At 47.0% G+C, this 23,851-nt stretch carries 24 protein-coding genes; 16 read left to right on the top strand and 8 right to left on the bottom strand.

The genetic code is table 11. The annotated features are described in order from the left end of the window. Positions 1 to 7 precede the first annotated feature (7 nt). From HGH90_RS32125 to HGH90_RS17450, 3 genes are all read right to left on the bottom strand, one after another. A complete protein-coding gene (locus HGH90_RS32125; RefSeq protein WP_168766724.1) occupies positions 8 to 1,291 on the bottom strand; it encodes an HAD-IB family phosphatase in 1,284 nt (427 codons plus the stop codon). Positions 1,292 to 1,422: 131 nt separating this feature from the next. After that, positions 1,423 to 4,767: a carboxypeptidase regulatory-like domain-containing protein gene (locus tag HGH90_RS17455; protein ID WP_248277029.1), complete on the bottom strand. Its 3,345-nt coding sequence runs from the start codon at positions 4,765 to 4,767 to the stop codon at positions 1,423 to 1,425. Positions 4,768 to 4,957: 190 nt separating this feature from the next. Continuing rightward, positions 4,958 to 6,238 (bottom strand): UDP-N-acetylmuramoyl-tripeptide--D-alanyl-D-alanine ligase, encoded by a 1,281-nt coding sequence (locus tag HGH90_RS17450; RefSeq protein WP_169191645.1) that lies wholly within the window; start codon positions 6,236 to 6,238, stop codon positions 4,958 to 4,960. Between the two features lie 156 nt (positions 6,239 to 6,394). On the opposite strand from HGH90_RS17450, the gene HGH90_RS17445 reads away from it, so the two are divergent. The 5 genes from HGH90_RS17445 to apaG all read left to right on the top strand — a co-directional run bounded on the left by HGH90_RS17445 (position 6,395) and on the right by apaG (position 9,050). Next, positions 6,395 to 6,742, top strand: a complete 348-nt coding sequence (locus tag HGH90_RS17445; protein ID WP_168766726.1) for a hypothetical protein — start codon at positions 6,395 to 6,397, stop codon at positions 6,740 to 6,742. Positions 6,743 to 6,758: 16 nt separating this feature from the next. Then, positions 6,759 to 7,310 (top strand): YceI family protein, encoded by a 552-nt coding sequence (locus HGH90_RS17440; RefSeq protein WP_169191644.1) that lies wholly within the window; start codon positions 6,759 to 6,761, stop codon positions 7,308 to 7,310. Between the two features lie 11 nt (positions 7,311 to 7,321). Further along, the gene (locus HGH90_RS17435) at positions 7,322 to 8,266 is read left to right on the top strand and encodes a DUF5777 family beta-barrel protein (RefSeq protein WP_169191643.1); all 945 of its coding nucleotides are present in this window, start codon (positions 7,322 to 7,324) and stop codon (positions 8,264 to 8,266) included. Beyond that, the gene (locus HGH90_RS17430; RefSeq protein WP_168766729.1) at positions 8,254 to 8,580 is read left to right on the top strand and encodes a DUF4157 domain-containing protein; all 327 of its coding nucleotides are present in this window, start codon (positions 8,254 to 8,256) and stop codon (positions 8,578 to 8,580) included. The genes HGH90_RS17435 and HGH90_RS17430 overlap by 13 nt, the downstream gene beginning before the upstream one ends. Before the next feature lie 83 nt (positions 8,581 to 8,663). Further along, positions 8,664 to 9,050 carry a Co2+/Mg2+ efflux protein ApaG gene (gene apaG, locus HGH90_RS17425; RefSeq protein WP_106526994.1) on the top strand — a complete coding sequence of 129 codons (387 nt, stop codon included), beginning with the start codon at positions 8,664 to 8,666 and terminating at the stop codon, positions 9,048 to 9,050. Between the two features lie 26 nt (positions 9,051 to 9,076). Here apaG and HGH90_RS17420 read toward each other — a convergent pair whose 3' ends face one another. Further along, on the bottom strand, positions 9,077 to 10,114 hold the full coding sequence (locus HGH90_RS17420) for a hypothetical protein (RefSeq protein ID WP_169191642.1): 1,038 nt from the start codon (positions 10,112 to 10,114) through the stop codon (positions 9,077 to 9,079). 73 nt (positions 10,115 to 10,187) lie between these two features. Between HGH90_RS17420 and HGH90_RS17415 the strand changes: the two genes are divergently transcribed. The 6 genes from HGH90_RS17415 to HGH90_RS17390 all read left to right on the top strand — a co-directional run bounded on the left by HGH90_RS17415 (position 10,188) and on the right by HGH90_RS17390 (position 16,478). After that, positions 10,188 to 10,874, top strand: coding sequence for a porin family protein (locus tag HGH90_RS17415; protein ID WP_168766731.1), 687 nt, complete (start codon positions 10,188 to 10,190; stop codon positions 10,872 to 10,874). 31 nt (positions 10,875 to 10,905) lie between these two features. Then, positions 10,906 to 12,573 (top strand): NAD+ synthase, encoded by a 1,668-nt coding sequence (locus HGH90_RS17410; protein WP_168766732.1) that lies wholly within the window; start codon positions 10,906 to 10,908, stop codon positions 12,571 to 12,573. A gap of 147 nt (positions 12,574 to 12,720) precedes the next feature. Next, positions 12,721 to 13,989, top strand: coding sequence for a serine--tRNA ligase (gene serS, locus HGH90_RS17405; protein WP_169191641.1), 1,269 nt, complete (start codon positions 12,721 to 12,723; stop codon positions 13,987 to 13,989). A 67-nt stretch (positions 13,990 to 14,056) separates the two neighbouring features. Next, entirely contained in the window at positions 14,057 to 14,605 is a 549-nt protein-coding gene (locus tag HGH90_RS17400) for a GNAT family N-acetyltransferase (RefSeq protein ID WP_169191640.1), read from the top strand. A gap of 41 nt (positions 14,606 to 14,646) precedes the next feature. After that, positions 14,647 to 15,732, top strand: coding sequence for a HesA/MoeB/ThiF family protein (locus HGH90_RS17395; RefSeq protein WP_169191639.1), 1,086 nt, complete (start codon positions 14,647 to 14,649; stop codon positions 15,730 to 15,732). Positions 15,733 to 15,734: 2 nt separating this feature from the next. After that, positions 15,735 to 16,478, top strand: coding sequence for a sulfite exporter TauE/SafE family protein (locus HGH90_RS17390; RefSeq protein ID WP_168766736.1), 744 nt, complete (start codon positions 15,735 to 15,737; stop codon positions 16,476 to 16,478). Between the two features lie 2 nt (positions 16,479 to 16,480). Here HGH90_RS17390 and moaA read toward each other — a convergent pair whose 3' ends face one another. Together moaA and HGH90_RS17380 are read right to left on the bottom strand one after the other, a co-directional pair. Next, a complete protein-coding gene (gene moaA / locus HGH90_RS17385) occupies positions 16,481 to 17,458 on the bottom strand; it encodes a GTP 3',8-cyclase MoaA (protein WP_169191638.1) in 978 nt (325 codons plus the stop codon). Between the two features lie 5 nt (positions 17,459 to 17,463). Then, entirely contained in the window at positions 17,464 to 17,835 is a 372-nt protein-coding gene (locus HGH90_RS17380; protein ID WP_169191637.1) for a DUF7009 family protein, read from the bottom strand. 79 nt (positions 17,836 to 17,914) lie between these two features. Here HGH90_RS17380 and moaD point away from each other — a divergent pair, with 79 nt between their 5' ends. Together moaD and HGH90_RS17370 are read left to right on the top strand one after the other, a co-directional pair. Then, positions 17,915 to 18,148, top strand: coding sequence for a molybdopterin converting factor subunit 1 (gene moaD, locus HGH90_RS17375; RefSeq protein WP_168766739.1), 234 nt, complete (start codon positions 17,915 to 17,917; stop codon positions 18,146 to 18,148). 45 nt (positions 18,149 to 18,193) lie between these two features. After that, the gene (locus tag HGH90_RS17370; protein ID WP_168766740.1) at positions 18,194 to 18,595 is read left to right on the top strand and encodes a molybdenum cofactor biosynthesis protein MoaE; all 402 of its coding nucleotides are present in this window, start codon (positions 18,194 to 18,196) and stop codon (positions 18,593 to 18,595) included. Between the two features lie 15 nt (positions 18,596 to 18,610). Here HGH90_RS17370 and HGH90_RS17365 read toward each other — a convergent pair whose 3' ends face one another. Together HGH90_RS17365 and moaC are read right to left on the bottom strand one after the other, a co-directional pair. Then, a complete protein-coding gene (locus HGH90_RS17365) occupies positions 18,611 to 19,210 on the bottom strand; it encodes an NTP transferase domain-containing protein (protein ID WP_168766741.1) in 600 nt (199 codons plus the stop codon). After that, on the bottom strand, positions 19,194 to 19,679 hold the full coding sequence (gene moaC / locus HGH90_RS17360; RefSeq protein ID WP_169191636.1) for a cyclic pyranopterin monophosphate synthase MoaC: 486 nt from the start codon (positions 19,677 to 19,679) through the stop codon (positions 19,194 to 19,196). The genes HGH90_RS17365 and moaC overlap by 17 nt, the downstream gene beginning before the upstream one ends. A gap of 47 nt (positions 19,680 to 19,726) precedes the next feature. Between moaC and HGH90_RS17355 the strand changes: the two genes are divergently transcribed. The 3 genes from HGH90_RS17355 to HGH90_RS17345 all read left to right on the top strand — a co-directional run bounded on the left by HGH90_RS17355 (position 19,727) and on the right by HGH90_RS17345 (position 23,696). Further along, positions 19,727 to 20,935, top strand: a complete 1,209-nt coding sequence (locus HGH90_RS17355; protein ID WP_211093101.1) for a molybdopterin molybdotransferase MoeA — start codon at positions 19,727 to 19,729, stop codon at positions 20,933 to 20,935. Positions 20,936 to 21,026: 91 nt separating this feature from the next. Then, positions 21,027 to 22,469: a DUF1800 family protein gene (locus tag HGH90_RS17350; RefSeq protein WP_169191635.1), complete on the top strand. Its 1,443-nt coding sequence runs from the start codon at positions 21,027 to 21,029 to the stop codon at positions 22,467 to 22,469. A gap of 21 nt (positions 22,470 to 22,490) precedes the next feature. Then, a complete protein-coding gene (locus HGH90_RS17345) occupies positions 22,491 to 23,696 on the top strand; it encodes a DUF1501 domain-containing protein (protein ID WP_169191634.1) in 1,206 nt (401 codons plus the stop codon). Positions 23,697 to 23,851: the final 155 nt, after the last annotated feature.

Raw genomic sequence — 23,851 nt, 5'->3', positions numbered from 1 at the left:
TGCCGTTTTAGTATACTACCCGGAAACTAATGGTATCCTTAATCTGCTTCAATTCCTTCAATACCTTTTTGTCATATGCGGCATTGATATCTGTAATCACATAACCAATTCGTTCGTTTGTCATCAGGAATTGTGATACAATGTTAAGCTGCATATCAGCCAGTACCTGGTTTACACTGGCCATAATGCCTGGTACATTACGGTGGATATGAATAAGGCGATGACCATTCTTTACCTTGGGTAATGGTATATTGGGGAAATTGCTGCTTTTGAAAGCATCTCCGGTATTAATAAATTTCGCGATACTTTTGGCAATGGACTCAGGTTTTTTGATATTGTCGAAGATGACAATCCCCCGGTCTGTACAGGTATCCTGCGGGATATGTTTTTTGCTGTTGCCAAAATAACCGATCACTTTCAGTTTACCGGCCTTAGTCAGCTTTTCAGCCGGGATAGATTCTTTATTGCCCAACAAAATAATCCCCGCTTCTTTCAACTGTTTGTCTTCCAGGGAAGTGGCCTGCTTCACTGAAAATCCGTCTTTTTTCAGGTATTTTACTGCTGCTTCCGGAACATCGCCTATCACCAGGCATTGAATACGATTTTTCGGATAGGAGATAGCAGAAGGCAGGTTGTTGACATATAAAAATTCATCCAGGCTGGGCGTGATATGATCCGCCTTTTCGGTCACCGACTTACGTTCTATATTTTCTGTAAACGCGTAAAATTTCTTGATCATACCAGACTCCTTGAGCTGGAAATCAGAATAGCCATCGCCAATACCATGTATTTCGCCCTGCAGTTGCAGCTCTTTCAATAATTTTACTTTGCCGCCTTCGTTGGAGAGAGGGTTGCTTTCATCATAGCCGATGATTTTTCCTTCCTCATTGAACACAAAGGTATTGGCGTAAATGTTTTCTTTTTTAATATGAAAGGGCAGCACCACCGGGGTAATAAACTCTTTAAATCCGCCGGATACGATCAATACATCATCGGAATGGTGTTTGAAAAAGTTCCGGTTCCTGGAAAAAGAGGTCGACACCTGCTTTTTTAAGTGTTTCACCAGCTGCTTCAGATGGTCCTTATTGGCTTCCAGCAATTGTACCCTTCCAGCAAGGCTTTCCCGGAACGACAACTTGCCATCCATGGCCAGGTTGGTTAAATCTTCTATTTTTTTGTAGATCTGTTCCCTGTCAGGGCGGTCCTGCAAGGAAATACGTGCCAGTTCATCCAAGGCTTCCACCTGCGTAAAGGTGCTGTCAAAATCAATTATATAATACTTTTTACTCACGGATTCGTTTTTAAAATAGCCTGCTGTTGCGAATTGGAGCACAAAAATAGAAGTTTAAATAGCATTTTTCAGACAAAAAACGGCCGTCTCAATATTTATGAGACGGCCGTTTAAAAATTTAGGTGATACGATTAGTTAAACATATACCGGATACCCAGCTGGCCTTGCCAACGGGAAATGGTATTGGTATTATCTCTCCAGGAGTTGGTTACCGGGATCTGGTTAGCTGCATCCTGGTATGGGAAAGAGTAAGCCGGAGCCGCAGTGCCATTGCCGGCGGCATCTTTGACTTGTCCTTCATACTTCAGGAAAGAAGGTACGTTTGGCATTTTGGAAATGCCCCAGTTCTTGTTCAACAGGTTGCCGAAGTTGACAATATCCAGGCTGATACGCAAGGTATGCTTGGTTTTATCTTTACCGCTGTAGAAGTAAATATCCTGGGTAACATTAACATCCATTCTTTTTGAGAAAGGTAACACGACAGCATTACGTTCTGCAAATTCGCCCCTGTGGCTGCTCAGGTAACTGTCTTGCTTAATGAAATTATCCAACTGGTTCCAGATGATGTCTGCTGTACGTTTGTCGGCGTTGGTAGCAGGATTGTAGGTTTTGTCGCCATACCCTACCGGTACCAGCTTAATTTCATTTTTATTTCGTGGGATGTAGATCAGGTCGTTGTTTCCGCCGGAACCATCATTATTCACGTCGCCATTATAGGTATAGGAGGTAGCATTATACAGGCCGTTCAGGCTGGGTGCTGCTTCATAGATCATACCGAAGGAGGTAGCGAAGTGTTTGGCCCAGTTGAACCGGTAAGTGGCTGCCAGTACAACGCGATGCGGCAGATAGTAGTTGGAATAACCCAGTTCATTGGCGTTAGGATCACCTGATACCGGGCGATCGCGCCAGTTGCTCTGCGCAATGCTGCCACCATCGTTTACGCTGCGTGATCTGCTATAAGTATAGGCAGCACTCAGGTAAAGATTAGGTGTATTTTTTTGCAGCTGGATAGTAGCGAAGTAGGAGTAGCCCTTATTAGTATTACGCATCAGGATAGCGTCGCTGATATTAGGGTTGCTCAGGCTGTTGCCGGCATATATTTTAGAGCTGCTGTAGCGGAGGCGGTGATCAGGCGTACTGTCCAGCTGGAAACCTGTAGCAGGCAGGTTGATGTTCTGGAAGTATACCGCGTTGATATCTTTGGTATAGTTAAATTCCAACGTACCGATAATGCCTCCCGGCAGCTGACGGTCTACCGCCAAAGTTGCCTTTAATGCCTGCGGGTATTTGAAGTTCCTGTCTGTAACGGCTATGTTATAGTTAGGAGATAATTTGCCTTCAAAGTTTTTCTTATAGGTATCGGGATTTTGACTGAATGGATAGTTGATAACTGGAACGGTGCTGCTGGTTTGTGCGGTGAAGGAGCCAAACTGCACGCCGTTGTTACCTGCCTGGTTACTCAACCATACGGCGGGTGGGGGACCCGCAAATAAACCGGCGCCACCACGGATCTGCGTTTTACCGTCGTGGGTTACGTTCCAGTTGAAACCTACTCTCGGTGAAAACAACGGGGTTGTTTTAGGCGCCTGGCCCACATCTACCTTGATACCATCTCTAAAGGTAAGTGCTGTCAGCGAGTCGTTTCTGCTGAAGGTACTGCCTATAACAGGAACGTCTACACGTAATCCGTAGGTCAGCGTAAAGTAGTTATTTACGCTCCATTTATCCTGAACAAAGGCGCCCAGTTCCATCATATTGATTTTAGCATATGGGAACGATTTATCCGGTGTGGTAGCATAGCTCAATGCATAACGGGACGCGGTGGGCAATCCATTGATGGCGCTGGCGTAGAAGTCTTGCAGCGTGTTGAAGCGATAGTTACCATTATAATTAGGCGCAAAACCATTCAGGAATGTCTTGTAATAGTTTTGGGTACCAATTGTAATTTCATGTTTCCCTCTATACATGGTATAGATATCGGACAACTGGAATACGTTGGTATTGAGCTTATTGTTGTAGGTAAATGGTTCGTAGCCGAAAGCGGTGTAGCTGGCGCCCTGACCATTCATAATATCTACCAGCGGGAAATTGCCTTCAGATAATGCGTTACGGAAATCACGCATAGCAGAAAATCCTACCTGCAGCTTGTTGGAGGCGCGGTTGCCAATACGGGTATTTAATTCCGCAATAAAAATATTAAAGTTGTTATTGATGGTATAACCACTACCGCTAAATGGTAGGCCGGTAGCACTTGGTTGACGGCCGCTTCCCACTGCTCCTCCACCTGGTGCACCACTGTTGCTGGCCGCAATATCGCGGAAAGATTTCAGGTAGTTGTATTTGAAGGTAAACGTATTATGGTCGTTTACGTTCCAGTCTATTTTGACGGTTATTTTATCGCTCTGTGTTCTATAGGTATAATCCTGGTAGTCGCCTGGATTATAGCCATAGTTTTTTATCAGGAATTGTTTGAGCGCGTCCAGGCTATCGGCTACCGCCTGGGATACGTTACCCCCGGCTACGCCGCCTGGTTTGTTAGCCACAAGGCTGGTTGCAGGGGCTTTAATTCTTTCCTGTTCTGCACTTACAAAGAAGAACAGTTTACTGGGAATAATGGCCCCGCCTACATTGAACCCACGCAGGTTATAGTTGAAGTCGGGCTTGGGAACAGTAACGGTACCTACTTTTCTGCCCTGTAAGCCAGGTGTTTGTATGTAGGTATATACAGTTCCTTTGAAGGTATTGGTACCGCTCTTGGTAACGCTGTTGATACCGGCGCCGGAAAATCCACCTTGTCTTACGTCATAAGGGGATACGTTTACCTGTATTTGTTCCAGCGCTTCCAGGCTGATAGGCTGGGAGTTGGTTTGGGAGCCTAGTGTAGGCTGCAAGCCAAAGGAGTTGTTGAAATTGGCGCCATCTACCGTGATGTTGTTTAACTGGTTGCTTCTGCCGCCGATGTTCAACCCATTGGCAGAAGGGGTGAGCCGGGTAAAATCCTGCATGGAGCGGCTTACCGTAGGTAACCGGTCCATCTGGGCACGGGTAATTACTTCCTGGCTACCGGTGCGGGCTTTATTAATCACTTTGTTCTGCACGCCTGAAGTAACTACTACTTCAGTTAAGGTGCTGGTACTTGGTTGTAGATTTACGTCTGCTTTGTATTCCTGGCCGAGCGACAGGAAGATATTTTCCCTTTTTTCATCTTTAAAGCCGATGTAAGAGATCGTCAGCGTATACGGACCGCCTACACGCAGGTTAGGTAAATTAAAACGACCGTCTTTGCGGGAAACGGTGTTGTACTTAGTACCTGTTGGCACGTGAGTGGCGACGATACTGGCTCCGGGCACAGCGCCTTCTTTGCTTCCGACAATGCCTGCTATATCAGCGGTTGTTTCTTGTGCTAATAGGGCGGTTGGGATTAATAGCGCGCTACACAACATGCAAATGAGGTAACGACAGATTTTAGTGTACATGCAATTCAGATTTTGGTAAAGTTCAAATGACAAATTGAAGTATTAAAAATACTACAATTATGAAATCGTTAACAAATATTTGTAAAGCTGAAAACAGAAAGCACAAAGCTATTAAAGCGGATGATGTTTGCGAATATTTAAATTGCACTGGTCATTCGCTTTAATAGCTTTGTGCTTTCTGCTTTTTGCTCTACAAAATCACCTTTTCCATACCGGTGCTCCTGGAACCTTTAATGAGTATATGGGCATGCTCGAACTGTTGCTGTTGAAGCCATTTTGCCGCTTCGGTGGCATTTTCAAGATAAATATAAGGATGGGTTACTTTCTTAAAGTCGCCGCCTACCAATACCACAGCATCCCAGTGTAGGCGTTCCAGTAAGGATACCAATGCCTGGTGTTCCTTGATGCTGTCGACGCCCAATTCCATCATAGCGCCCAGCAGGAGTATCTTTTTGCTGGCAGAAAGGCCGGCAAAGTTTTCAATGGCGGCTTTCATGCTGGATGGATTGGCATTATAGGCATCCATGATAATGGTATTGCTACCCTGTACAATTACCTGGGAGCGGTTGTTGGAAGGAGCATAATGGGCGATGGCCGGGGCAATATCTTTTTCAGGAACGCCAAAATGGGTGGCTACGGCTACCGCCGCCATCACATTAGGGAAGTTGTAAGCGCCTACCAGTTGGGTCTGGATAAAGCCAACCTGGCTGTTCCCCCTTACCGCTACTGCCAGGAATGCGCTGTCAGTAACAGCTTCTCCTACGAAGTCGGCCTCCTGGCTGCCATAGGTAATCATATGTGGAATGCCTTTGGCCATTTCCATCAGGTAGCCGTAGTCGTTACATACAAACACGGTTCCGTTGTTGCTGCGCAGGAAGTCATACAGCTCTCCCTTTGCCTTTTTTACGCCTTCTTCGCCGCCAAAGCCTTCCAGGTGCGCCTTTCCGATATTGGTGATGATACCGTGGGTGGGCAGGGCTATCCGGCAATAGGCAGCTATTTCCTGCTGGTGGTTAGCGCCCATTTCTATCACGGCTATTTGTACATCCAGCTGTATGCTTAAGATCGTGAGGGGCACGCCAATATGGTTATTCAGGTTACCCACGGTGGCATATGTTTTTAACCCGGCAGACAAGGCTGCGTTGATCAGTTCTTTCGTAGTGGTTTTCCCGTTAGTCCCGGTAATAGCCAGGAATGGGATGTTAAGCTGTTGCCGGTGCCGTAGTGCCAGTTGTTGCAACGTAACCAGGGCATCTTCTACCAGCATCATTTTTTCGGGTACGGTATAATACGCCGCTTCATCTACCACCGCGAAGGCGGCGCCCATTTCCAATGCTTTGGCGGCAAATTCATTGCCATTGAAGTTGCCCCCTTTGAGTGCAAAGAAAATGTCGTTGGGTTTCAGTTTCCGGGTATCTGTTTGTACCGAGCGGTGTTGCTCATAGATGCTGTATAGTTGTTCAATATTCACGGTCAAAAGCTTATTTGGTGCAAAAATAAGTGGTTAATCATGTAATATAATAGAATTTTATTCCTGTTTACGCAACCAATTATCCCGGTCTCTCGTATTAACTGAGAACAAACAAATTTTGGAAAACCTATGAGGAGGATTACCATTTTTTTATTCATGAGTTTATTATTTACTGCGGCCTGTAAGAATGAGCAGGCGCCATCGCCGGTGAGTGGTGGCGTTAATTGCGATGTAGCCAAGATCACCACCAGTTATGCGCTGGCGGCGATACAAACTAATTGTACCAACCGGGGGTGTCATCCCGGCGGCAATGCTCCTGCTGTGGCCGATTTCTCTACGGCCACAACATTAAAGGCCTATATCAATACGCACCGTTCTACGTTTGAGCTGCGGGCTATTGGTTCGCTGGCCGATATGCCACAGTCACAGGGCTTTCCGCCACTGAGCCAGGGCATGAAAGATTCTATCGCCTGCTGGATAGCACATGGGCTTCCCGATCAATAACCTAAAACAGATCAACATGAAATACTGGCTGCTTTTGGTGAGCGCATGGCTGGTGGTAACAAGCGCCACTGCACAAGATGTGTATACCTGCAAAAATGCCCGTTTATCTTTCTTTTCTTCCGCCCCGATGGAAGATATTGAAGCTAAAACAGATAAGGGCGCCTCTGCCCTTAATAAGAAAACAAAAGAAGTTTTTTTTAAGGTGGCCATCAGCTCCTTCGACTTTAAAAAGAAGCTGATGCAGGAGCATTTCAACGAGAATTATCTCGAAAGTGATAAATACCCTTTCGCTGAATTCAAGGGAAAGATCAATGAAGACGTCGACCTCAGTAAAGACGGTACTTTCCCGGTAACGGTAACGGGCACACTTAATATCCATGGGGTGGATAAGGTATATACCGCCAAAGGCACCCTGACCACCCAGGGAAATACCATTACCGTGAATTCCACTTTCAACGTACGGGTAGCCGATCACCATATCAAAGTCCCTACCCTGGTAGTGAAGAATATCGCAGAAGTGGTGGCGGTTACCGTCAATGCTATCTATACTCCTTACAGTAATAAATAATCAATTATTACATGAAAATTATACCTGCCATATTATTATGTCTCGCCGCCGGCACTGCCGCGCAGGCCCAAAACAGCCTGGAGAAGCTTTTCGACAGCACCGGTACTACACATACACGGGTACGGGATACGTATAAATCAACCCGTATTATCCAGGGCCAGTCTACCGAAACGCTCCGCAAACACGAGCTCGACTTCCGGGTGGCACACCGCTTTGGCGACGCCGGTGGTGAGTTCGGAGGAACCAAGACTTTTTTCGGTACCGATAACTCTACTGATATCCGTATTGCCTTTGAGTACGGGATTTCCGACAACCTTATGGTAGGGATCAGCCGGAGTAAAGGCGCCGGTAACCTGCGCCAGTTGTACGAAGGACTGGTGAAATACCGGTTTCTTCAGCAAACCACCGATAATTACGTGCCGGTATCTGTAGCAGTATTCGGTAATATGGTGATCAGCGGTATGCCGTCGGCCACGGATAAAACGGCGCCGGATTATTTCGGAACTACAGCCGACCGTATGACCTATGTGGCGCAGGCGCTGGTATCCCGTAAATTTGCTGAGCGGCTGTCTCTCACGCTGATGCCGACTTATGTGCATCGTAACCGGGTTTCATATATGGATATGAATAATATGTTTGCCCTGGGTGCAGCCGGCCGTTTAAAGCTGAGTAAACGCCTGGGATTGCTGGCGGAGTATTACTATCCGTTTAGGACCACTGAAAGCAAAGATTATTTCAAATCGTTGGGCACTAAGTTTTATAACCCGCTGGGCGTGGGACTGGAAATAGAAACCGGGGGCCATGTATTCAGCATCACTTTTACCAACTCCACCGCCATCCTGGAAAACCAATTTATTCCGGAAACCACCACCTCCTGGTTACAGGGGCAATTCCGCTGGGGTTTCAATATTTCCCGTAGATTTACGTTATTCGGGAAGAAGGATTGGAAAAAATAATCTGCCGCATACGTGAAAATTCAAGGCTGGCAAAGATAGCAGCCCGCTTTATGCGGGTGCAGTCTGTAGCCATGGTCCTGGGACGCACCATCCACCTGCATGGAGCGTCCCGGGAACGTTTTTTGTCAGACGTCGCCTGGATGCGGCACGAGGCTTGCCATATAAAACAGTACCAGCGTTTTGGATTTTTTGGATTTCTATGGAGATATTTCGCTGAATACCTGCGCAGGGGCTATTATAACAACATCCTGGAGGTGGCAGCAAGGGCCGCTGAAGAAGACCCGGCTATACTCGATAACATTGAAATAATCTAAAGAATCGTTAAAGTAGGGCAGTTACCAGATTTTTTCCAACCACTGGTTTTATTTTTCTTATTTTTACGTTAAAGGTTGATTTTATGGTTAAGAAGGTAACAGAGGGCATCACCATCAGCGTGGAGACATTCTACCAGCCGGATTATTCAAATCCAATTGGAAGCGAATTCATGTTTGCTTACCGTATTACCATTGAAAACAATAACACTTTCCCCATCAAGCTGCTGCGTCGCCACTGGTATATTATCGATTCCAACGGCACACATCGTGAGGTGGAAGGCGAAGGTGTTGTAGGTGTTCAACCACTGCTGGCGCCCGGTGAAACTTACCAGTACGTCTCGGGATCCAATCTCAGAACAGAGATTGGTAAGATGTATGGTACTTATCAGATGGAAAACCAACTGGACAAGAAAATTCTCGAAGTAAAAATCCCCGAATTCCAGATGGTGGTTCCTTTCAAACTCAACTAATCCTGTCTTCGTTTAGCCTGTAACCGTTATTTAGGCCTGTATTTCGTGGCCTTAAAGATTTCCGTCACATCTTTCGATTCCATTAACTGCTGCAAGGTAACTTCCTTGTGCTCATTCATATATTTCTTTATGATCTGCCAGCCCACAAAATTGGCAATTTTACCGGGAGCGCCCTCGGGCATGCCCTGTGTAGAAGGGCCATCTCCCACAAAATGATTGATTTGCTGCCAGTCGCTGGAGTATACCAGGTTATTCTGCACAAAAAACTGCCAGATCATCTGTTCATTGTCATAGCACCAGTCCAGCTGGCTCTTGGTATATCCCAACTTTACGGTGTCTGGAGTGCCGGGAAGTACCTTATCCAGGAAATACTGTTGCTTACCTGCTTCCATCATCTGTTCCAGCAGGTTCGCATTTTTACGCGCAGGAGGATATAATTGCTGTTGTATCACCTGCATACAGTTGGTGGTAATATACTCTGGGGCAAAGCGGCGTATCATGTAATCGGGGTAATCAGGGATCTGGGCATAGGGAGGAAAGTCTGCTCCCATGTACATATCCAGCCCTATTCCCAGGATAGTATCTACCGTAATGGCACCATAATTGGCTATTCCCGAAATGAAAGTGACCACTTTAGGCGGATGAAAAGATGGAATATAATATTTGATATACCGGAAACACTGTGCCAGCTTGGCGTTTAGTGCTGACCCGTCGCCATATTTTGCCTGTACTGATTGTTCCAGGTGACGAAAATCCGGCGTGGTCAGGAACATATGAAGTTGGTGCTGCACTGTACTGCTACTATCGGAATAGGCGCCCAGGTTCATAATATCCGTTACGTAGAGGGGCAGAAATACCGGGTAGCTGGCATGGAGCCTCGCAAGACCAGGTTGCATGGCGTTAGTATCAATGGTGAAAAGGGCCGAATCAAAGCGCGACATACTAACGGTCATGGGTATATGACTTACGTCCGGAGCTTTAGGGCCTGATGTACAGGCCGCCATTCCCAGCAGGGCAATCAGGCCGGCTGTCAGCAGGGTATATTTATTAATGTAACTTTGCATCACTCTTAAAACTCATCTAAGGTAAAATTATTATTTACCTTGTATTATAAAAAATTGTGAACTAGCATCATCTATGAAGAAGATTCTCTTTTTGCTGGCTATTATGGGCATCACGCAGGCGAGTGTGGGGCAATATGGCCCCCGGGCTTTCAGACACGGGACCAGGCTGGGATTTACATTGAACCCGATGATATCGGTATTAAAACCACAGGAATCGGGCGTAAACCGCAACAGCGCTAAGGCCGGACTTAATTTCGGGCTCATGGCCGACTTTAATCTCAACGACAGGGGCACCTATGCCCTTTCCTCGGGATTTCAGGTGATGCTGGCAGGCAGCAAGCTGCAATATGATGCCGGTAAAGGATTGAGCAGTTATAGTGGCAATACAGCCGAATACAATATGAAGCTCACCTATATCGAAATCCCCGTAGCGCTGAAGCTGAAGTCGGTACCCATGGAAAATGATATTGTGTGGTGGGGACAATTTGGTAGCTACCTCGATTTCCCGGTGAGCGGACGCGCCAACGTGGTGAGCGGCAGCCAGTCGTACGATCGCGTAAATATCCTGTCCGACATGAACCGCATCAACATTGGTATGTTGATAGGAGGAGGTGTCGAATATCCGCTGGGCGAGAATCTAACCGGCCTGGTGGGCATTACCTACCAGAATGGGTTTGTAGATGTAACCCGTAATGCAAAATGGAATGATGGCAGGGTAAATATGAATAACTTCGCCCTGCGGCTGGGAATATTTTTCTAGCCGTTTTTTTGAATTAGCTCACTTTATTACTATGAATATTATACTGGCGCAACAGAATTATCATATTGGCAATTTTGAGAAAAATACAGAGAAGATTATAGCAGGCATCCAAGCTGCCAAAGCGCAGGGCGCCGACCTGGTCGTGTTTTCAGAGTTGTGTGTTTGTGGCTATCCTCCACGTGATTTCCTGGAGTTTGAAGATTTTATTGCGCAATGTCACAAGGCCATTGATGTGATTAAAACACATACCCGGGATATCGCCGTTTTAGTAGGCGCCCCGGCACGGAATGCACAACGGGAGGGGAAAGATCTCTTTAATGCTGCCTGGTTCCTGTATGAAGGGGAAGTAAAACAGGTGGTACATAAAACCCTGCTGCCTACCTACGATGTATTTGATGAATACCGGTATTTCGAGCCTTCCTATGAATGGAATATCATTCCATTTAAAGGAAAAAAGCTGGCTGTCACCATCTGTGAAGATATCTGGAACCTGGGAGATAATCCCCTGTACCGTATCTGCCCGATGGATCAGCTGATTGCCCAGGAGCCGGATGTAATGATTAACCTCTCAGCTTCTCCGTTTGATTATGATCATGATGAAGACAGGAAGGAAATTATCCTGGCCAATGTATTAAAATATAAAATTCCGCTGTATTACTGTAATACCGTGGGTTCTCAAACAGAAATTGTATTCGACGGCGGCTCTTTGATTTACGATGCCAAGGGTAATATCGTTAAAGAACTGCCTTACTTCGAAGAAGCAATGGGAGGCATGGAGCTGGAAAAGCTGGTGGCCAGCGATTTGCCGCAGGTAAATCCTACCGGCTTTACACCACTCATGGCGTTGGAGTTCGATCATAATATTCACCGGATCTACGATGCCCTGGTATTGGGTATCCGTGATTATTTTGGTAAAATGGGCTTTACCAAAGCCATTCTCGGGTCTTCCGGCGGTATTGACAGCGCAGTTACCCTGGCTATTGCCTGCGAGGCATTGGGTAAAGATAACGTGAGGGCTATATTGATGCCTTCTCCCTACTCTACCAGCCATTCCGTAGACGATGCCGTAGCACTGTCCCAAAACCTGGGTAACCCTTACGATATCATTCGCATTAATGATATTTATGAAACCTTCCTGGCTACGCTGGAGCCTTATTTTAAAGGGTTGCCGTTTAATGTGGCGGAAGAAAATACCCAATCCCGTATCCGGGGCAATCTCTTAATGGGCTTGTCTAACAAGTTTGGCTATATCTTGTTGAATACTTCCAATAAGAGCGAGTTATCTACCGGTTATGGTACTTTATATGGCGATATGGCGGGAGGTTTGTCTGTTTTGGGAGATGTGTATAAGATGCAGGTATATTCCCTGGCACGGTATATTAACCGGGAGAAAGAGATCATACCAGTGAATATTATTGATAAGGCGCCATCAGCAGAGCTGCGCCCTGATCAGAAAGATAGCGACAGCCTGCCGGACTACGCGATATTGGACCGCATCCTTTATCAGTACATTGAGCGCCGTCAGGGGCCTCGTGAAATTGTAGCACAGGGCTTCGACTCGGCGTTGGTTTCGCGGGCCTTAAAAATGGTAAACACCAATGAATACAAGCGAAATCAATTCTGTCCCATTATCCGGGTATCTTCCAAGGCTTTTGGTGTGGGCCGCAGGGTACCTATTGTGGGGAAATATCTTAGTTGAGCTGAAAGCAAAAAGCAATTGTAGCGAATAATCATTTGCCAGGATAGTTTGTGACCCGCTTTGATCATCCGCTGCTATAGCTTTTTGCTTTCTGCCTCTGGCTTTTCGCTCTTTTATTATCTTTGTCAAAATTTTATCATACAACACATGTTACAAGTACCGTTTATACGTCAAAATAAAGAATTTGTGCTGGAGCGCCTGGCCTTTAAGAACTTCAAGGAGCTGGAAGTAGTGGAAGAAGTGCTGGCCCTGGACGACAAGCGCAAGAAATTAACCCTGGAATACGATGAAACCCAAGCGCAGGTGAACAGTTTGTCTAAAGAAATAGGTAAACTGATGGCGCAGGGCAAGAAAGAAGAGGGAGAAGCACAACGTGCTGCTGTAGCGGCTTTGAAAGATCGCCTGGGCCCTGTGAATGAAGAATTGAATGCTATTGAAAAGGCCTTGCACGATACGCTGGTAAAGCTGCCGAACCTGCCTGCTGCTATGGTGCCTGCCGGTAAAACGCCGGAAGAAAATGAAATAGTACGTAGCGGTGGTAAGATTCCTGACCTGTATGCAGGCGCTGTTCCTCACTGGGACCTTGCTAAACAATACGACCTGATTGACTTTGAGCTGGGTAATAAAATTACTGGTAGTGGTTTTCCTGTTTTCAAAAATAGGGGCGCCCGCTTACAACGTGCTTTAATCCAGTACTTCCTGGATTACAATACCAGCAACGGGTATACAGAATACGCACCTCCTTACCTGGTAAATGAGGCCTCTGCTTATGGCACCGGTCAGCTGCCAGATAAAGAAGGCCAGATGTATCATGCGACGGAAGATAACTACTTTCTCATTCCTACGGCGGAAGTACCGGTAACCAATATTTACCGTGATGAAATCGTGAAAGATACCGATTTGCCTATCAAAATGACCGCCTATACGCCTTGCTTCCGCCGTGAAGCCGGTTCTTATGGTAAAGATGTACGTGGATTAAACCGGGTACATCAGTTTGATAAGGTTGAAATTGTACAGCTGGTACATCCCGAAAAGTCTTTCGAGGCGCTGGATGAAATGATTGCGCATGTGGAAACGCTGCTGAACCAGCTGGAGCTGCCTTATCGCATCCTGCGTTTATGCGCCGGCGATATGAGCTTCACCTCAGCCATCACCTACGATTTTGAAGTATACAGCGCCGCTCAGCAAAAATGGCTGGAAGTGAGCTCTGTGAGCAACTTTGAGGCGTACCAGACCAATCGTATGAAAATACGTTTCAAGGAAAACAATGGTAAGCCACAGCTGGTGCATTCCCTGAATGGCAGCTCCCTGGCGCTGCCCCGTATCCTGGCCTGCCTGCTGGAAAACAACCAGACGGCCGAAGGTATCCAGGTGCCTACGGTGCTACAATCTTACTTTGGTAGCCATATGATATAATTACTCACAATGACCTGGTAACGGGAACCACTCCCGTCACCAGGTCATCGGATATTCCGATGTGTACATGAAACATTTCCTTCCCAATGGCGACGAACTCATTATTCGCCCTCCTGTATTACAGGATGCAGCAGGGCTGCTGGCCAGTTTCCAGCGTCTGACCCGGGAAACGGACTATCTCCTTTTTACCCACCGCGAGTCACTGGAGCTGGATATCCATTCCGAACAGGACTATATCCAAAGCTATCTCGATAATCCCCATCAACTCTTATTACTGGCTATTGTAAAAGGTAATATTGTAGGCTCCGTAAATGTTAACCACAGCGGGTTGCATAAAAAGGCACACTCCGCAGAAATGGGTATTGCCATAGAAAGTCAATGGAATAATATGGGAATAGGCCGCCGGCTGATGACTGCTATGCTACGCTGGGCAGAAGAACGCCCGGATTTATACCTGCTTTCCCTGCAGGTGTTTGCTACCAACGAAAAAGCTATGCAGTTATACCGCAACTTCGGCTTTATGGAGTGTGGACGCCTGCCCCGCGGCATCCAGCAAAAAAATGGCGCCTATGTAGACCTGGTTACTATGTACCTGCAAATAAAACCTCTGCTATAATTTCCGGAATACGATTATTTTTAACGTCTAAAACCATGCGCATGGACCGATATGACCGTCAAACCCGGTTGGAGGGATTTGGACCGCAGAAACAGGCATTATTACAACAAGCTAAAGTATTGGTAATAGGTGCTGGTGGCCTGGGCGTACCTGTATTACAGTATCTGACCGCTATGGGGATTGGCCGTATTGGTATCGTGGAGCATGATACGGTATCTGTTACAAACCTGCAAAGACAAGTACTCTATCATACCGCCGATCAGGGCCAGCCTAAAGTAACCCTGGCCGCAAAACGCCTGCAGGCGCTGAACCCAGAGGTCAGCCATGTAATACATGACACCTGGCTCACCACCGAAAACGCCCTGGAGCTTTTTGCCGCTTACGATGTGATTGTTGATTGCTCCGATAACTTCGGTACCCGTTACCTGGTCAATGATGCCTGTGTGATTACCGGGAAACCGCTCGTATACGGCGCTATCTATAAATACGAGGGGCAGGTAAGTGTCTTTAACTACCAGGAAGGGGCTACCTATCGCTGCCTGTTTCCTGAACCACCCGAAAGTGGTGAAATGCTGAACTGCAGCGATATTGGCGTGTTGGGCGTATTACCTGGCATCATTGGTTGTTACCAGGCCAATGAAACCGTAAAGGTGATCACGGGTATTGGAACCCCTTTGCGTAACCAGTTAATGACCATTGATACGCTGCATAATAACCACCTGGTATTTAACATCTCTCCTGTAGCTGCCAACCGGGAGATAACTGCCTTACAGGCCAACTACGAACAAACCGTTTGCGAGGTGGCAGGCGTACAATCCTTATCTGTGGATAAACTGGCGCAATGGCAAGAAAATCATACCCGCTTTACCCTGCTGGATGTGCGGGAAACAGATGAGTGGGATATTTGCCATATATCACCCTCGCTGCATATTCCCATGGGAGAAGTGATGCAACGGATCACCGCATTACCGGCCGATATGCCGATAGCGGTGCTTTGTCACCATGGTATGCGTAGCCGCGCCGTGGCGCAACGCCTGGTAGCAGCGGGTTTTAAACGGATATACAATGTAGAAGGCGGTATTCATGCCTGGGCTTGTGCGATAGATGACCAAATGCAAACTTACTAACCGTGATAGCAGAACTCTGTTTACTTTTTTTCCTGGTAGCACTGGCCTATTCCGCAGCAGGTTTTGGTGGCGGATCTAGTTACCTGGCTATGCTGGCTTTATGGAGTGTAGACTTCCAACTGATGAAGTCGACTGCATTAATATGTAATGTGGCTGTGGTAATTGGAGGGGTATATCATTTTTACAGAAGTGGGCATTTACCGTTGAAGAAAGCCTGGCAGTTGTCGCTGATCAGCGTGCCCCTGGCGTTTATAGGTAGCTACCTGCCTATGAAGCAGGCTACCTTTTTCCTGTTGCTGGGAGTAGCTCTCACACTGGCTGCGCTGGTGATGTGTTACCGCCTGTTTTTTGAACGGGAAGAGCCTATTATACCCGCCAACAGGGGCAATGGAGTGGTATATGGCGTTATCGGCGGCGCTATAGGCCTGCTGTCGGGCATGACAGGCATAGGTGGTGGCATATATTTGTCTCCCGTACTGCGTTTGGGGAAATATGATACCGCCAAAAATATCGCGGGCTTGAGCAGTTTTTTTATCTTGGTCAATTCCATTGCCGGTCTATGCGGACAAGCCGCCAAACATGCCATTGTATTTGACTGGAAGTTTACGGGACCGTTGCTGATGGCAGTTATTTTAGGCGGACAGATAGGCGCGCGCCTGAGTGCTAAAGTGCTGAAGCCCAGGTGGGTGGCTGGTGCTACAGCGGTGCTGATCTTATATGCGGGGGTAAGAATGTTGATCAAATAACACTATCCTCCAATTACGGACATACTTTCCATATGCTTTTCTGCATGATGTTTTTCGGCTTCAAAGCCATTGGCAAATCGCTGGTGGATGGCCGATTGTATGGCGCTTAACAACAGCGGTTGTTGCGCCGGATCTCTCATTATTTCTTTTACATTCAGCACATCGTTGCCATACAGGCAGGTTTTTACACTACCGGTAGCGGATATACGAAGGCGGTTGCAGGTGCCGCAAAACGTACGGCTATAGGCAGGAATAACGCCTATATTGCCTTTGTGCCCCGCGATGTGATAGTTGAGCGATGTAGAATGTGGCGCATCGGCTATTTTCTCTAATGGATATACTTCGCTGATGGTATCCAGGATTTTCTGATAGTGCCAGTTAATACCGGAAAACCGGTGTCCTTGGCCATTGAAGGGCATTTCTTCTATGAATCGCACCGACAGGGCATGGTCGCGGGTAAGGGCGGCGAAGTCGGTGAGTTCGTCTGTATTCACATTTTCCATCACCACCACATTGATCTTCACTTGCATTTGTTGTTGGAGCAAGCTTTGCATGGTATCCATCACGGCGGCATATTTATCGCGCCGGGTAATTTGCCGGAAACGATCGGCCCGGAGGGTGTCCAGGCTCAGGTTAATATGCCGGATACCCAATTGCCGGAGCGCAGGAATGTATGGTTGGGTAAGTACGCCGTTGGTGGTAACGGCTATTTCATCGATCCCCCGAATGCTGGCTATTTTTTCTAGCAATAGCATTAAACCCGGCCTGAGAAAGGGTTCTCCGCCGGTAATCCGGACTTTGGAAATACCGGCGCCGGCTAATGTTTGCAATAAAAGTAATATTTCTTCATCGCTGAGTAGTGCCTTGCTGTTAACAAAGTGCATATGTTCCGGCATGCAGTAAGTACAACGGAGGTTGCACCGGTCTGTTACCGATAGCCGAACATAGTCGATCGTGCGATGATGTGCATCTGTAAGCATTCGTGTTAGCAATTTTTGCCGGCCATAGGATTGTCAAATGACTGGCTATCATCCTCGTTTCTGTCAGTAAGACACTTAAAATCTTTTTCTACCAGTATCTTCAGCTCCGAACCATCCTGGTTGGGTAGTGTCAGTTCAAATCCTACCTGGTCTGGCGGATACCAGGTATCCAGCTGAGGAAGCGGTAATAGGAGATGTACGCCATCCTGTTCCATTTTGATAATGGGATCAGTAATATCTTTTCCCCGTATGCAGAAGTGAAGCGTGCCGGCGCCGATATGTGTGATAGATTCCACTTTTCCTACATTTTGGAGGAGTTCCAGATCTGTTTTATCCAGCCGGTACCTTATGCTATTGCCTCGTATCCTGATTTTCATAAAAAATGCTTTTTCTGCCGTACTAAAATTACTACTTTATCGGGGCTATATTGTAGTTTTAACGAACAATTTAACCGGTATGGGCATATTATTGTTTGGTGTGGCAAAAGATATTACAGGTGCGGCGTTGCTGGAAAAGCCGGCACAAGTGAGGGATGTGGCCTCGCTGAAGGCCTGGTTGTATGAGGCTTATCCCGGGCTGCAGCAGCTGAAATCCGTGATGATAGCGGTCAATAGGACCTATGCCGCTGATTCACAGGTAATTAATGAGCAGGATGAAGTAGCTGTTATTCCGCCTGTAAGTGGGGGGTGATCCTTGCTTCCCACTTTTAAAGCATATTTTTTTAGTAAAGAAGAGATGGAAATATTAATAAATATTAAAGATACAATTACCGTACAGGAGGCGCTGGATTTTATACAGTCGCCCGCCTGCGGCGGAGAAGTAATTTTTACAGGTACCGTGCGTAATCATACCAAACAACGGTCCGTGCTAAAGTTATTTTATGAGTGTTACGAAGCCATGGCTATCTCGGAAATGCAGAAGATAGCGATGCAGGTACAGGAACGTTGGGATATTCAAAAGTTGGTGATGCTGCATGCGGTGGGAGATAAATATCCTGGCGACATTGCCGTGGTGATAGCGGTGGCTGCGGCGCACCGCGGCATTGCCTTCGACGCTTGTGAATATGTAATAGATACCCTGAAAGAAACCGTTCCTATCTGGAAGAAAGAATTTTTTGCTGATGGCGAAATCGCCTGAATAATATCTTTATTTTTATTTCTTCAGGCTGGATAATACCGTAGCTTTTTCTTCCGGTGTGTTGGCATTGAACTGCTCTGTGGCAAAAGGATTCTGGAGTAGTTCCACTTCGCTGTTCAGTAGGGTTTTACGCGGGCAGCTTTTCCCATCCAGTACATTTTGTTGTAATGTTTGCAAACCGGCAGGTTCCCATATGGCGATCAGGGGTTCCGGAGAGTCATTAAACGGGCTGATGAAGGAGGTGGCTGATTTCTGACGATTCCGTGCCTGGATCAGCAACGCCAGGCTTTGCCGGCTTAGCAGGGGAAGGTCGCAGGCTACTACCAGCCAGGCGGTTGCCGGTTGTAGTGCATGCGCGCTGAGGAGCCCGGCGGAAGGGCCGCCCTGAGGCACATTGTCGGGTATCAACAGTGGATGGGCGGCAAAGTGGGCCTGTTGTTCCGGCCGGCAGGAGACATATACCTCTTCTAAAAAAGATTGCAGTAAAGTAACCAGGTATTGCCATTGCGGTACGCCGTGGTAGGCGATATCGCTTTTGTCCTCGTGCATCCTCGTACTAAATCCGCCGCAGAGCACCAGGCCTTTTAGCGGTACATTGTCATTTGCTGTAGTCATGTTTTCCCCCGGTTTTGCTGATCAGTTTTGTTTCCCGGATAATCATTTCCTGGGTGAGCGCTTTACACATGTCGTAGATGGTGAGTGCCGCTATGCTGGCGCCGGTGAGGGCTTCCATTTCAACGCCTGTTTTACCGTTGGTTTTCACGGTGCAACGGATAATGGCTTCTTCTCCTTCCAGCTGTATCTGCAGATCGCAGCCATCCAGCAACAAGGTATGGCAAAGCGGAATAAGTTCCGGTGTTTTTTTGGCGGCCATGATGCCTGCGATGATGGCGGTCTGAAAAACGCCACCCTTGCGGGTTTGAATGTCCTGTCCTGTGAATTGCGCCCGCACAGGTTCCGGTAAATATATACGACTCTCGGCAACGGCTATACGATAGGTATCCTGTTTACCGCTGATATCTACCATGGCTGGTTGGCCACTTTCATTGAGGTGCGAAAAACCGCTACTTGATTCATTGGACATAAAAGCATAAATTTAAAGAAGTTCACCTTATACAAAAGTAATTCAAAATGATGTTGACTGTTGCTGCTGCATTTAAGGCTGTGATGGATACGGTACGGGACCTGGGTACAGAAATGGTTGCCTTTGAAACGGCCACTGGTCGCGTTTTGCGGGAGCCGGTATTGGCCGACAGGCCTTTTCCTCCGTTCGACCGTATCACCATGGATGGTATCGCGGTAAACTATGATAGTTATGTGAGGGGGCAACATATTTTTGGGGTAGAAGACATACAGGCGGCCGGCGCGCCGCAGTTGCAGCTTTCCAATACTGCCAACTGTATAGAGGTGATGACCGGCGCTGTATTGCCGGAAATGACAGATACCGTGATTCCTTACGAGCACCTGGAATTTTCTGAACACGAAGGGTTCCGTCGATTTACGGTACATGGTACCGTAAAAAAAGGCCAGAACATACATTACAAAGGAGCTGATGTGGATAAGGGCGCTGCGCTGCTGCAGCCGGGCGTAGTGATAGGCCCGGCCGAAATAGGCGTATTGGCTACCGTGGGCAAAACGCGGGTACAGGTAAGCCGCCAGCCCCGGGTGGTGGTGATTGCCACTGGCGATGAGCTGGTACCGGTGCATGCCACGCCAGCCCTGCACCAGGTGCGGATGTCGAACGTTTACAGCCTGGTGGCCGCGCTGGAACAGATTGGAATCAAAGCCCGTTATATACATTTGACTGATGAAGCCGCCACCATGCGGGCACAGCTGGAGCCGCTGTTAACGGAAACGGATATATGGATCAGTTCCGGGGCAGTGAGCGCCGGGAAATTTGATTATCTCCCTGCTGTATTACAACAGTTAGGAATGCAACAGGTATTTCATAAAGTGCAGCAACGGCCCGGAAAGCCTTTCCTGTTCGGCACTTTCCCTGATGGCCCGCTGGTATTCGCCTTACCCGGCAACCCAGTATCGGGCTTCATGTGCTTTTACAGGTATATACGCCCCTGGATACAAGCCGCTATGGGCGCGGTAAAACCCGCACCGGTGTATGCGCAGTTAGCGGAAAAAATTGTATTTGATGCGGCATTGGAATACTATATCCCGGTAAAACTACAATCTCAATCCAATGGAACGTTGCTGGCAATACCGCAGCCCTACCAGGGTTCCGGCGATCTGGCCAGCCTGTTGAAAGCCGATGCCTTCCTGGCATTACCATTGGAAGAAAATGTTTTTGAAAAAGGAAATTGTTACGAAGTATGGAAATTTCGCTGAGATAAAGCCACCGTTTGTTAAATAAAGATTCGTTTGCCTGGATAGTTAAACCCGCCCGTTATTTGATAGTCTTATATTAAATCATTTAATTATGGCTGAAGTTGCCCAAAAGCTGCAGTTGCAACATCTTGCCTGGCGTGCCGGCTTTGGAGAAACCCTTCCCGTCATCTCCGACTGGGAAAAAAAGCGAAGGAAAGATATTGTTAATAGTATCCTGATAGGCCCCGCCAGGGCATCCCTGGAATCGATGGATGTAATTGCAAATTCTGATCTTCCTGATTACAGGAAACTGAAATCTATGACGCCCGAAGAAAAGAAGAACGTGCAGCAAATGAATACACAGGGGATTCGGGATCTGAATGTGGCCTGGATCAACGGCATGATTAAAAGCGACCATCCATTGCGGGAGAAGATGAGCCTTTTCTGGCACGGGCATTTCGCCTGCCGCACAGAAAATGTAATATTTAATCAGCAGTTGTTAGCTGTGATACGCGAAAATGCGCTGGGCGATTTTGGCGACTTGCTGAGTGCGGTATCTAAAACACCGGCTATGCTGCAATTCCTGAATAATCAGCAAAACCGTAAACAGCATCCCAACGAAAATTTTGCCCGCGAAGTAATGGAGCTGTTCACATTGGGCAGGGGCAACTACACCGAAAATGATGTGAAGGAAGGCGCCAGGGCCTTTACCGGTTGGGGCTTTGATGAATCCGGCGCTTTTGTGTTCCGCGATAAGCAACACGATGATGGTATGAAATTATTCCTTGGAAAACAAGGTAATTTTAATGGAGATGATGTACTGAAAATATTACTCGATCAAAAGCAGACCGCGAGATTTATCACCACAAAAATTTATCGGTTCTTTGTCAACGATACACCGGATGAAGCCATCATTACGATGCTGTCAGATAAATTCTACCATTCCGGCTACAAGATAAAATCCCTGATGAAAGAAATATTCATGTCGGATTGGTTTTATGACAGCAGTTTGATCGGTAATCGCATCAAGTCGCCGGTAGAATTGCTGGTAGGCATACGTAGAGCGGTACCTATGGATTTTGAACAGGAAGAAGTGATGATATTATTTCAGCGGGTATTGGGACAAATGCTGTTTTATCCTCCCAATGTGGCTGGCTGGCCCGGTGGGCGCAGTTGGATAGACAGTTCCAGCCTGATGTTCCGCTTACGTATACCACAAGTCATTTTATATTCTCAATCATTTAATGTTATGCCCAAAGAGCTGACACCCGAAATGGGCGGTAATTATAAAATGACCCTCCAAATGAATGATTTTCTGAAACGGCAATACGCTAAAAAAGTAAATGCCCGTATTAACTGGGATCCATATATACAGGGCTATGCAGATGTACCACGGGAAAGCCTGGCGAAAGAAATAGCCGGTGTACTGTTGCAGTTCCCCGATAAAATCGGTCCCTCGCTGCTGGAGAAGTACGCGGATAGCAGTACCCGGGAAAACTATATTAAAACAGTGACCATCGATGTGATGAGTACGCCGGAATATCAATTGTGTTAATCACCATAAAATTTTTCTAATATGCTGATTTTAAACAGGCGTCGTTTTTTGCAGGTAGGTTCGCTGGCTTCGGCTGCGATGATGATGCCAAAATTCCTGAAGGCGCTGGAACGCGATAGCCTGGTACCTCCTGGCAACAGAATTTTGGTGATCATTCAACTATCGGGTGGTAATGATGGATTGAACACGATCATACCTTACCGCAATGATATTTATTACCGGGCAAGGCCTGCGCTGGGAATAAAGCGGGAAGCGGCTTTGTCGCTAACCGATAACCTGGGCATACACCCGGCATTAAAAGGCCTCAAAGGATTGTACGACGACGGCGCTTTGGGTATTCTGAATAATGTAGGCTATCCCAATCCCGATCGTTCCCATTTCCGCTCTATGGATATCTGGCATTCTGCCAGCCAGTCAAATCAATACTGGTCTGATGGCTGGATTGGGCGTTATCTCGATGCACAGTGCAAAGGCTGTGATACACCCACGCAAGCCCTGGAAATAGATGATACACTGAGCCTGGCGCTGAAAGGTGATAGCGATAAAGGCCTGGCGCTGACGGATCCGGCGCGTTTGTACGGTACCAGCAGCGATAAATATTTTAAGGATCTTTTACAACAGCATCCGGGGACAGATGATCACCATAGCAATGTAGACTACCTGTACAAAACCATGGGAGAAACCATTTCATCTGCGGCCTATATACAGCAACAATTTAAGACGTATAAGTCTACCGAAAATTATCCAAATACGGAGCTGGGCAAGAACCTGCGCACCATCGCTAACCTGGTGATGTCGGATATCAACACCAAAGTGTATTACGTATCGCATGGCAGTTTTGATACCCATGTAAACCAGGACGCGCAACAGGCCCGCTTGTTCGGGCAATTAAGCGATGCCCTCACCGTATTTACCGGCGACCTCAAAAAGAATAACCGTTTCCAGGATGTGGTGGTAATGACCTTTTCAGAGTTTGGCCGCCGCGTAAGTCAGAATGCCAGCGGAGGCACAGACCATGGTACGGCCAATAACATGTTTTTAATTGGTGGTGGCTTGAAACAACCGGGCATGATCAACGAAGGACCTGATTTATTTAACCTGCGGGATGGGGATTTGCAGTATAAAGTAGATTTTAAAAGCGTGTATGCCACCCTGTTAAACAAGTGGCTGGGCGCGGATGATAACGCTATTTTGAGGAATACTTATCCGCATTTGGAATTTATTTAGCCATTATCTCATTAGTATAAAAAAACAGGGGGCTGACCAAAAAGTAAAATAAGGCTTTTTGGTCGGCCTTTTTTTTAAGTGATAAATTTTCAGCTTTTAGATCTTGATTTGATTGTCGGGATGTTTAAATGTCTAAAAGTGTGATTTTAGGACAG

Origin of the sequence: Chitinophaga sp. Ak27, from assembly GCF_012726295.1 — a bacterium.
Lineage (GTDB): Bacteria > Bacteroidota > Bacteroidia > Chitinophagales > Chitinophagaceae > Chitinophaga.
Note: the sequence above shows the minus strand (reverse complement) of the source record. Positions and strands in the feature narration are given on the sequence as shown.

Coding starts and splice junctions, on each gene's coding strand:
- HGH90_RS17445 (WP_168766726.1), top strand. CDS start 6,395: ATGAGTTTATTATTTACTGCGGCCTGTAAGAATGAGCAGGCGCCATCG.
- HGH90_RS17370 (WP_168766740.1), top strand. CDS start 18,194: ATGGAAATATTAATAAATATTAAAGATACAATTACCGTACAGGAGGCG.
- HGH90_RS17395 (WP_169191639.1), top strand. CDS start 14,647: ATGGACCGATATGACCGTCAAACCCGGTTGGAGGGATTTGGACCGCAG.
- HGH90_RS17415 (WP_168766731.1), top strand. CDS start 10,188: ATGAAGAAGATTCTCTTTTTGCTGGCTATTATGGGCATCACGCAGGCG.
- apaG (WP_106526994.1), top strand. CDS start 8,664: ATGGTTAAGAAGGTAACAGAGGGCATCACCATCAGCGTGGAGACATTC.
- HGH90_RS17410 (WP_168766732.1), top strand. CDS start 10,906: ATGAATATTATACTGGCGCAACAGAATTATCATATTGGCAATTTTGAG.
- moaC (WP_169191636.1), bottom strand. CDS start 19,679: ATGTCCAATGAATCAAGTAGCGGTTTTTCGCACCTCAATGAAAGTGGC.
- HGH90_RS17420 (WP_169191642.1), bottom strand. CDS start 10,114: ATGCAAAGTTACATTAATAAATATACCCTGCTGACAGCCGGCCTGATT.
- moaD (WP_168766739.1), top strand. CDS start 17,915: ATGGGCATATTATTGTTTGGTGTGGCAAAAGATATTACAGGTGCGGCG.
- HGH90_RS17400 (WP_169191640.1), top strand. CDS start 14,057: ATGAAACATTTCCTTCCCAATGGCGACGAACTCATTATTCGCCCTCCT.
- HGH90_RS17455 (WP_248277029.1), bottom strand. CDS start 4,767: ATGTACACTAAAATCTGTCGTTACCTCATTTGCATGTTGTGTAGCGCG.
- HGH90_RS17355 (WP_211093101.1), top strand. CDS start 19,727: ATGATGTTGACTGTTGCTGCTGCATTTAAGGCTGTGATGGATACGGTA.
- HGH90_RS17350 (WP_169191635.1), top strand. CDS start 21,027: ATGGCTGAAGTTGCCCAAAAGCTGCAGTTGCAACATCTTGCCTGGCGT.
- HGH90_RS17345 (WP_169191634.1), top strand. CDS start 22,491: ATGCTGATTTTAAACAGGCGTCGTTTTTTGCAGGTAGGTTCGCTGGCT.
- HGH90_RS17440 (WP_169191644.1), top strand. CDS start 6,759: ATGAAATACTGGCTGCTTTTGGTGAGCGCATGGCTGGTGGTAACAAGC.
- HGH90_RS17380 (WP_169191637.1), bottom strand. CDS start 17,835: ATGAAAATCAGGATACGAGGCAATAGCATAAGGTACCGGCTGGATAAA.
- HGH90_RS17365 (WP_168766741.1), bottom strand. CDS start 19,210: ATGACTACAGCAAATGACAATGTACCGCTAAAAGGCCTGGTGCTCTGC.
- HGH90_RS17435 (WP_169191643.1), top strand. CDS start 7,322: ATGAAAATTATACCTGCCATATTATTATGTCTCGCCGCCGGCACTGCC.
- serS (WP_169191641.1), top strand. CDS start 12,721: ATGTTACAAGTACCGTTTATACGTCAAAATAAAGAATTTGTGCTGGAG.
- moaA (WP_169191638.1), bottom strand. CDS start 17,458: ATGCTTACAGATGCACATCATCGCACGATCGACTATGTTCGGCTATCG.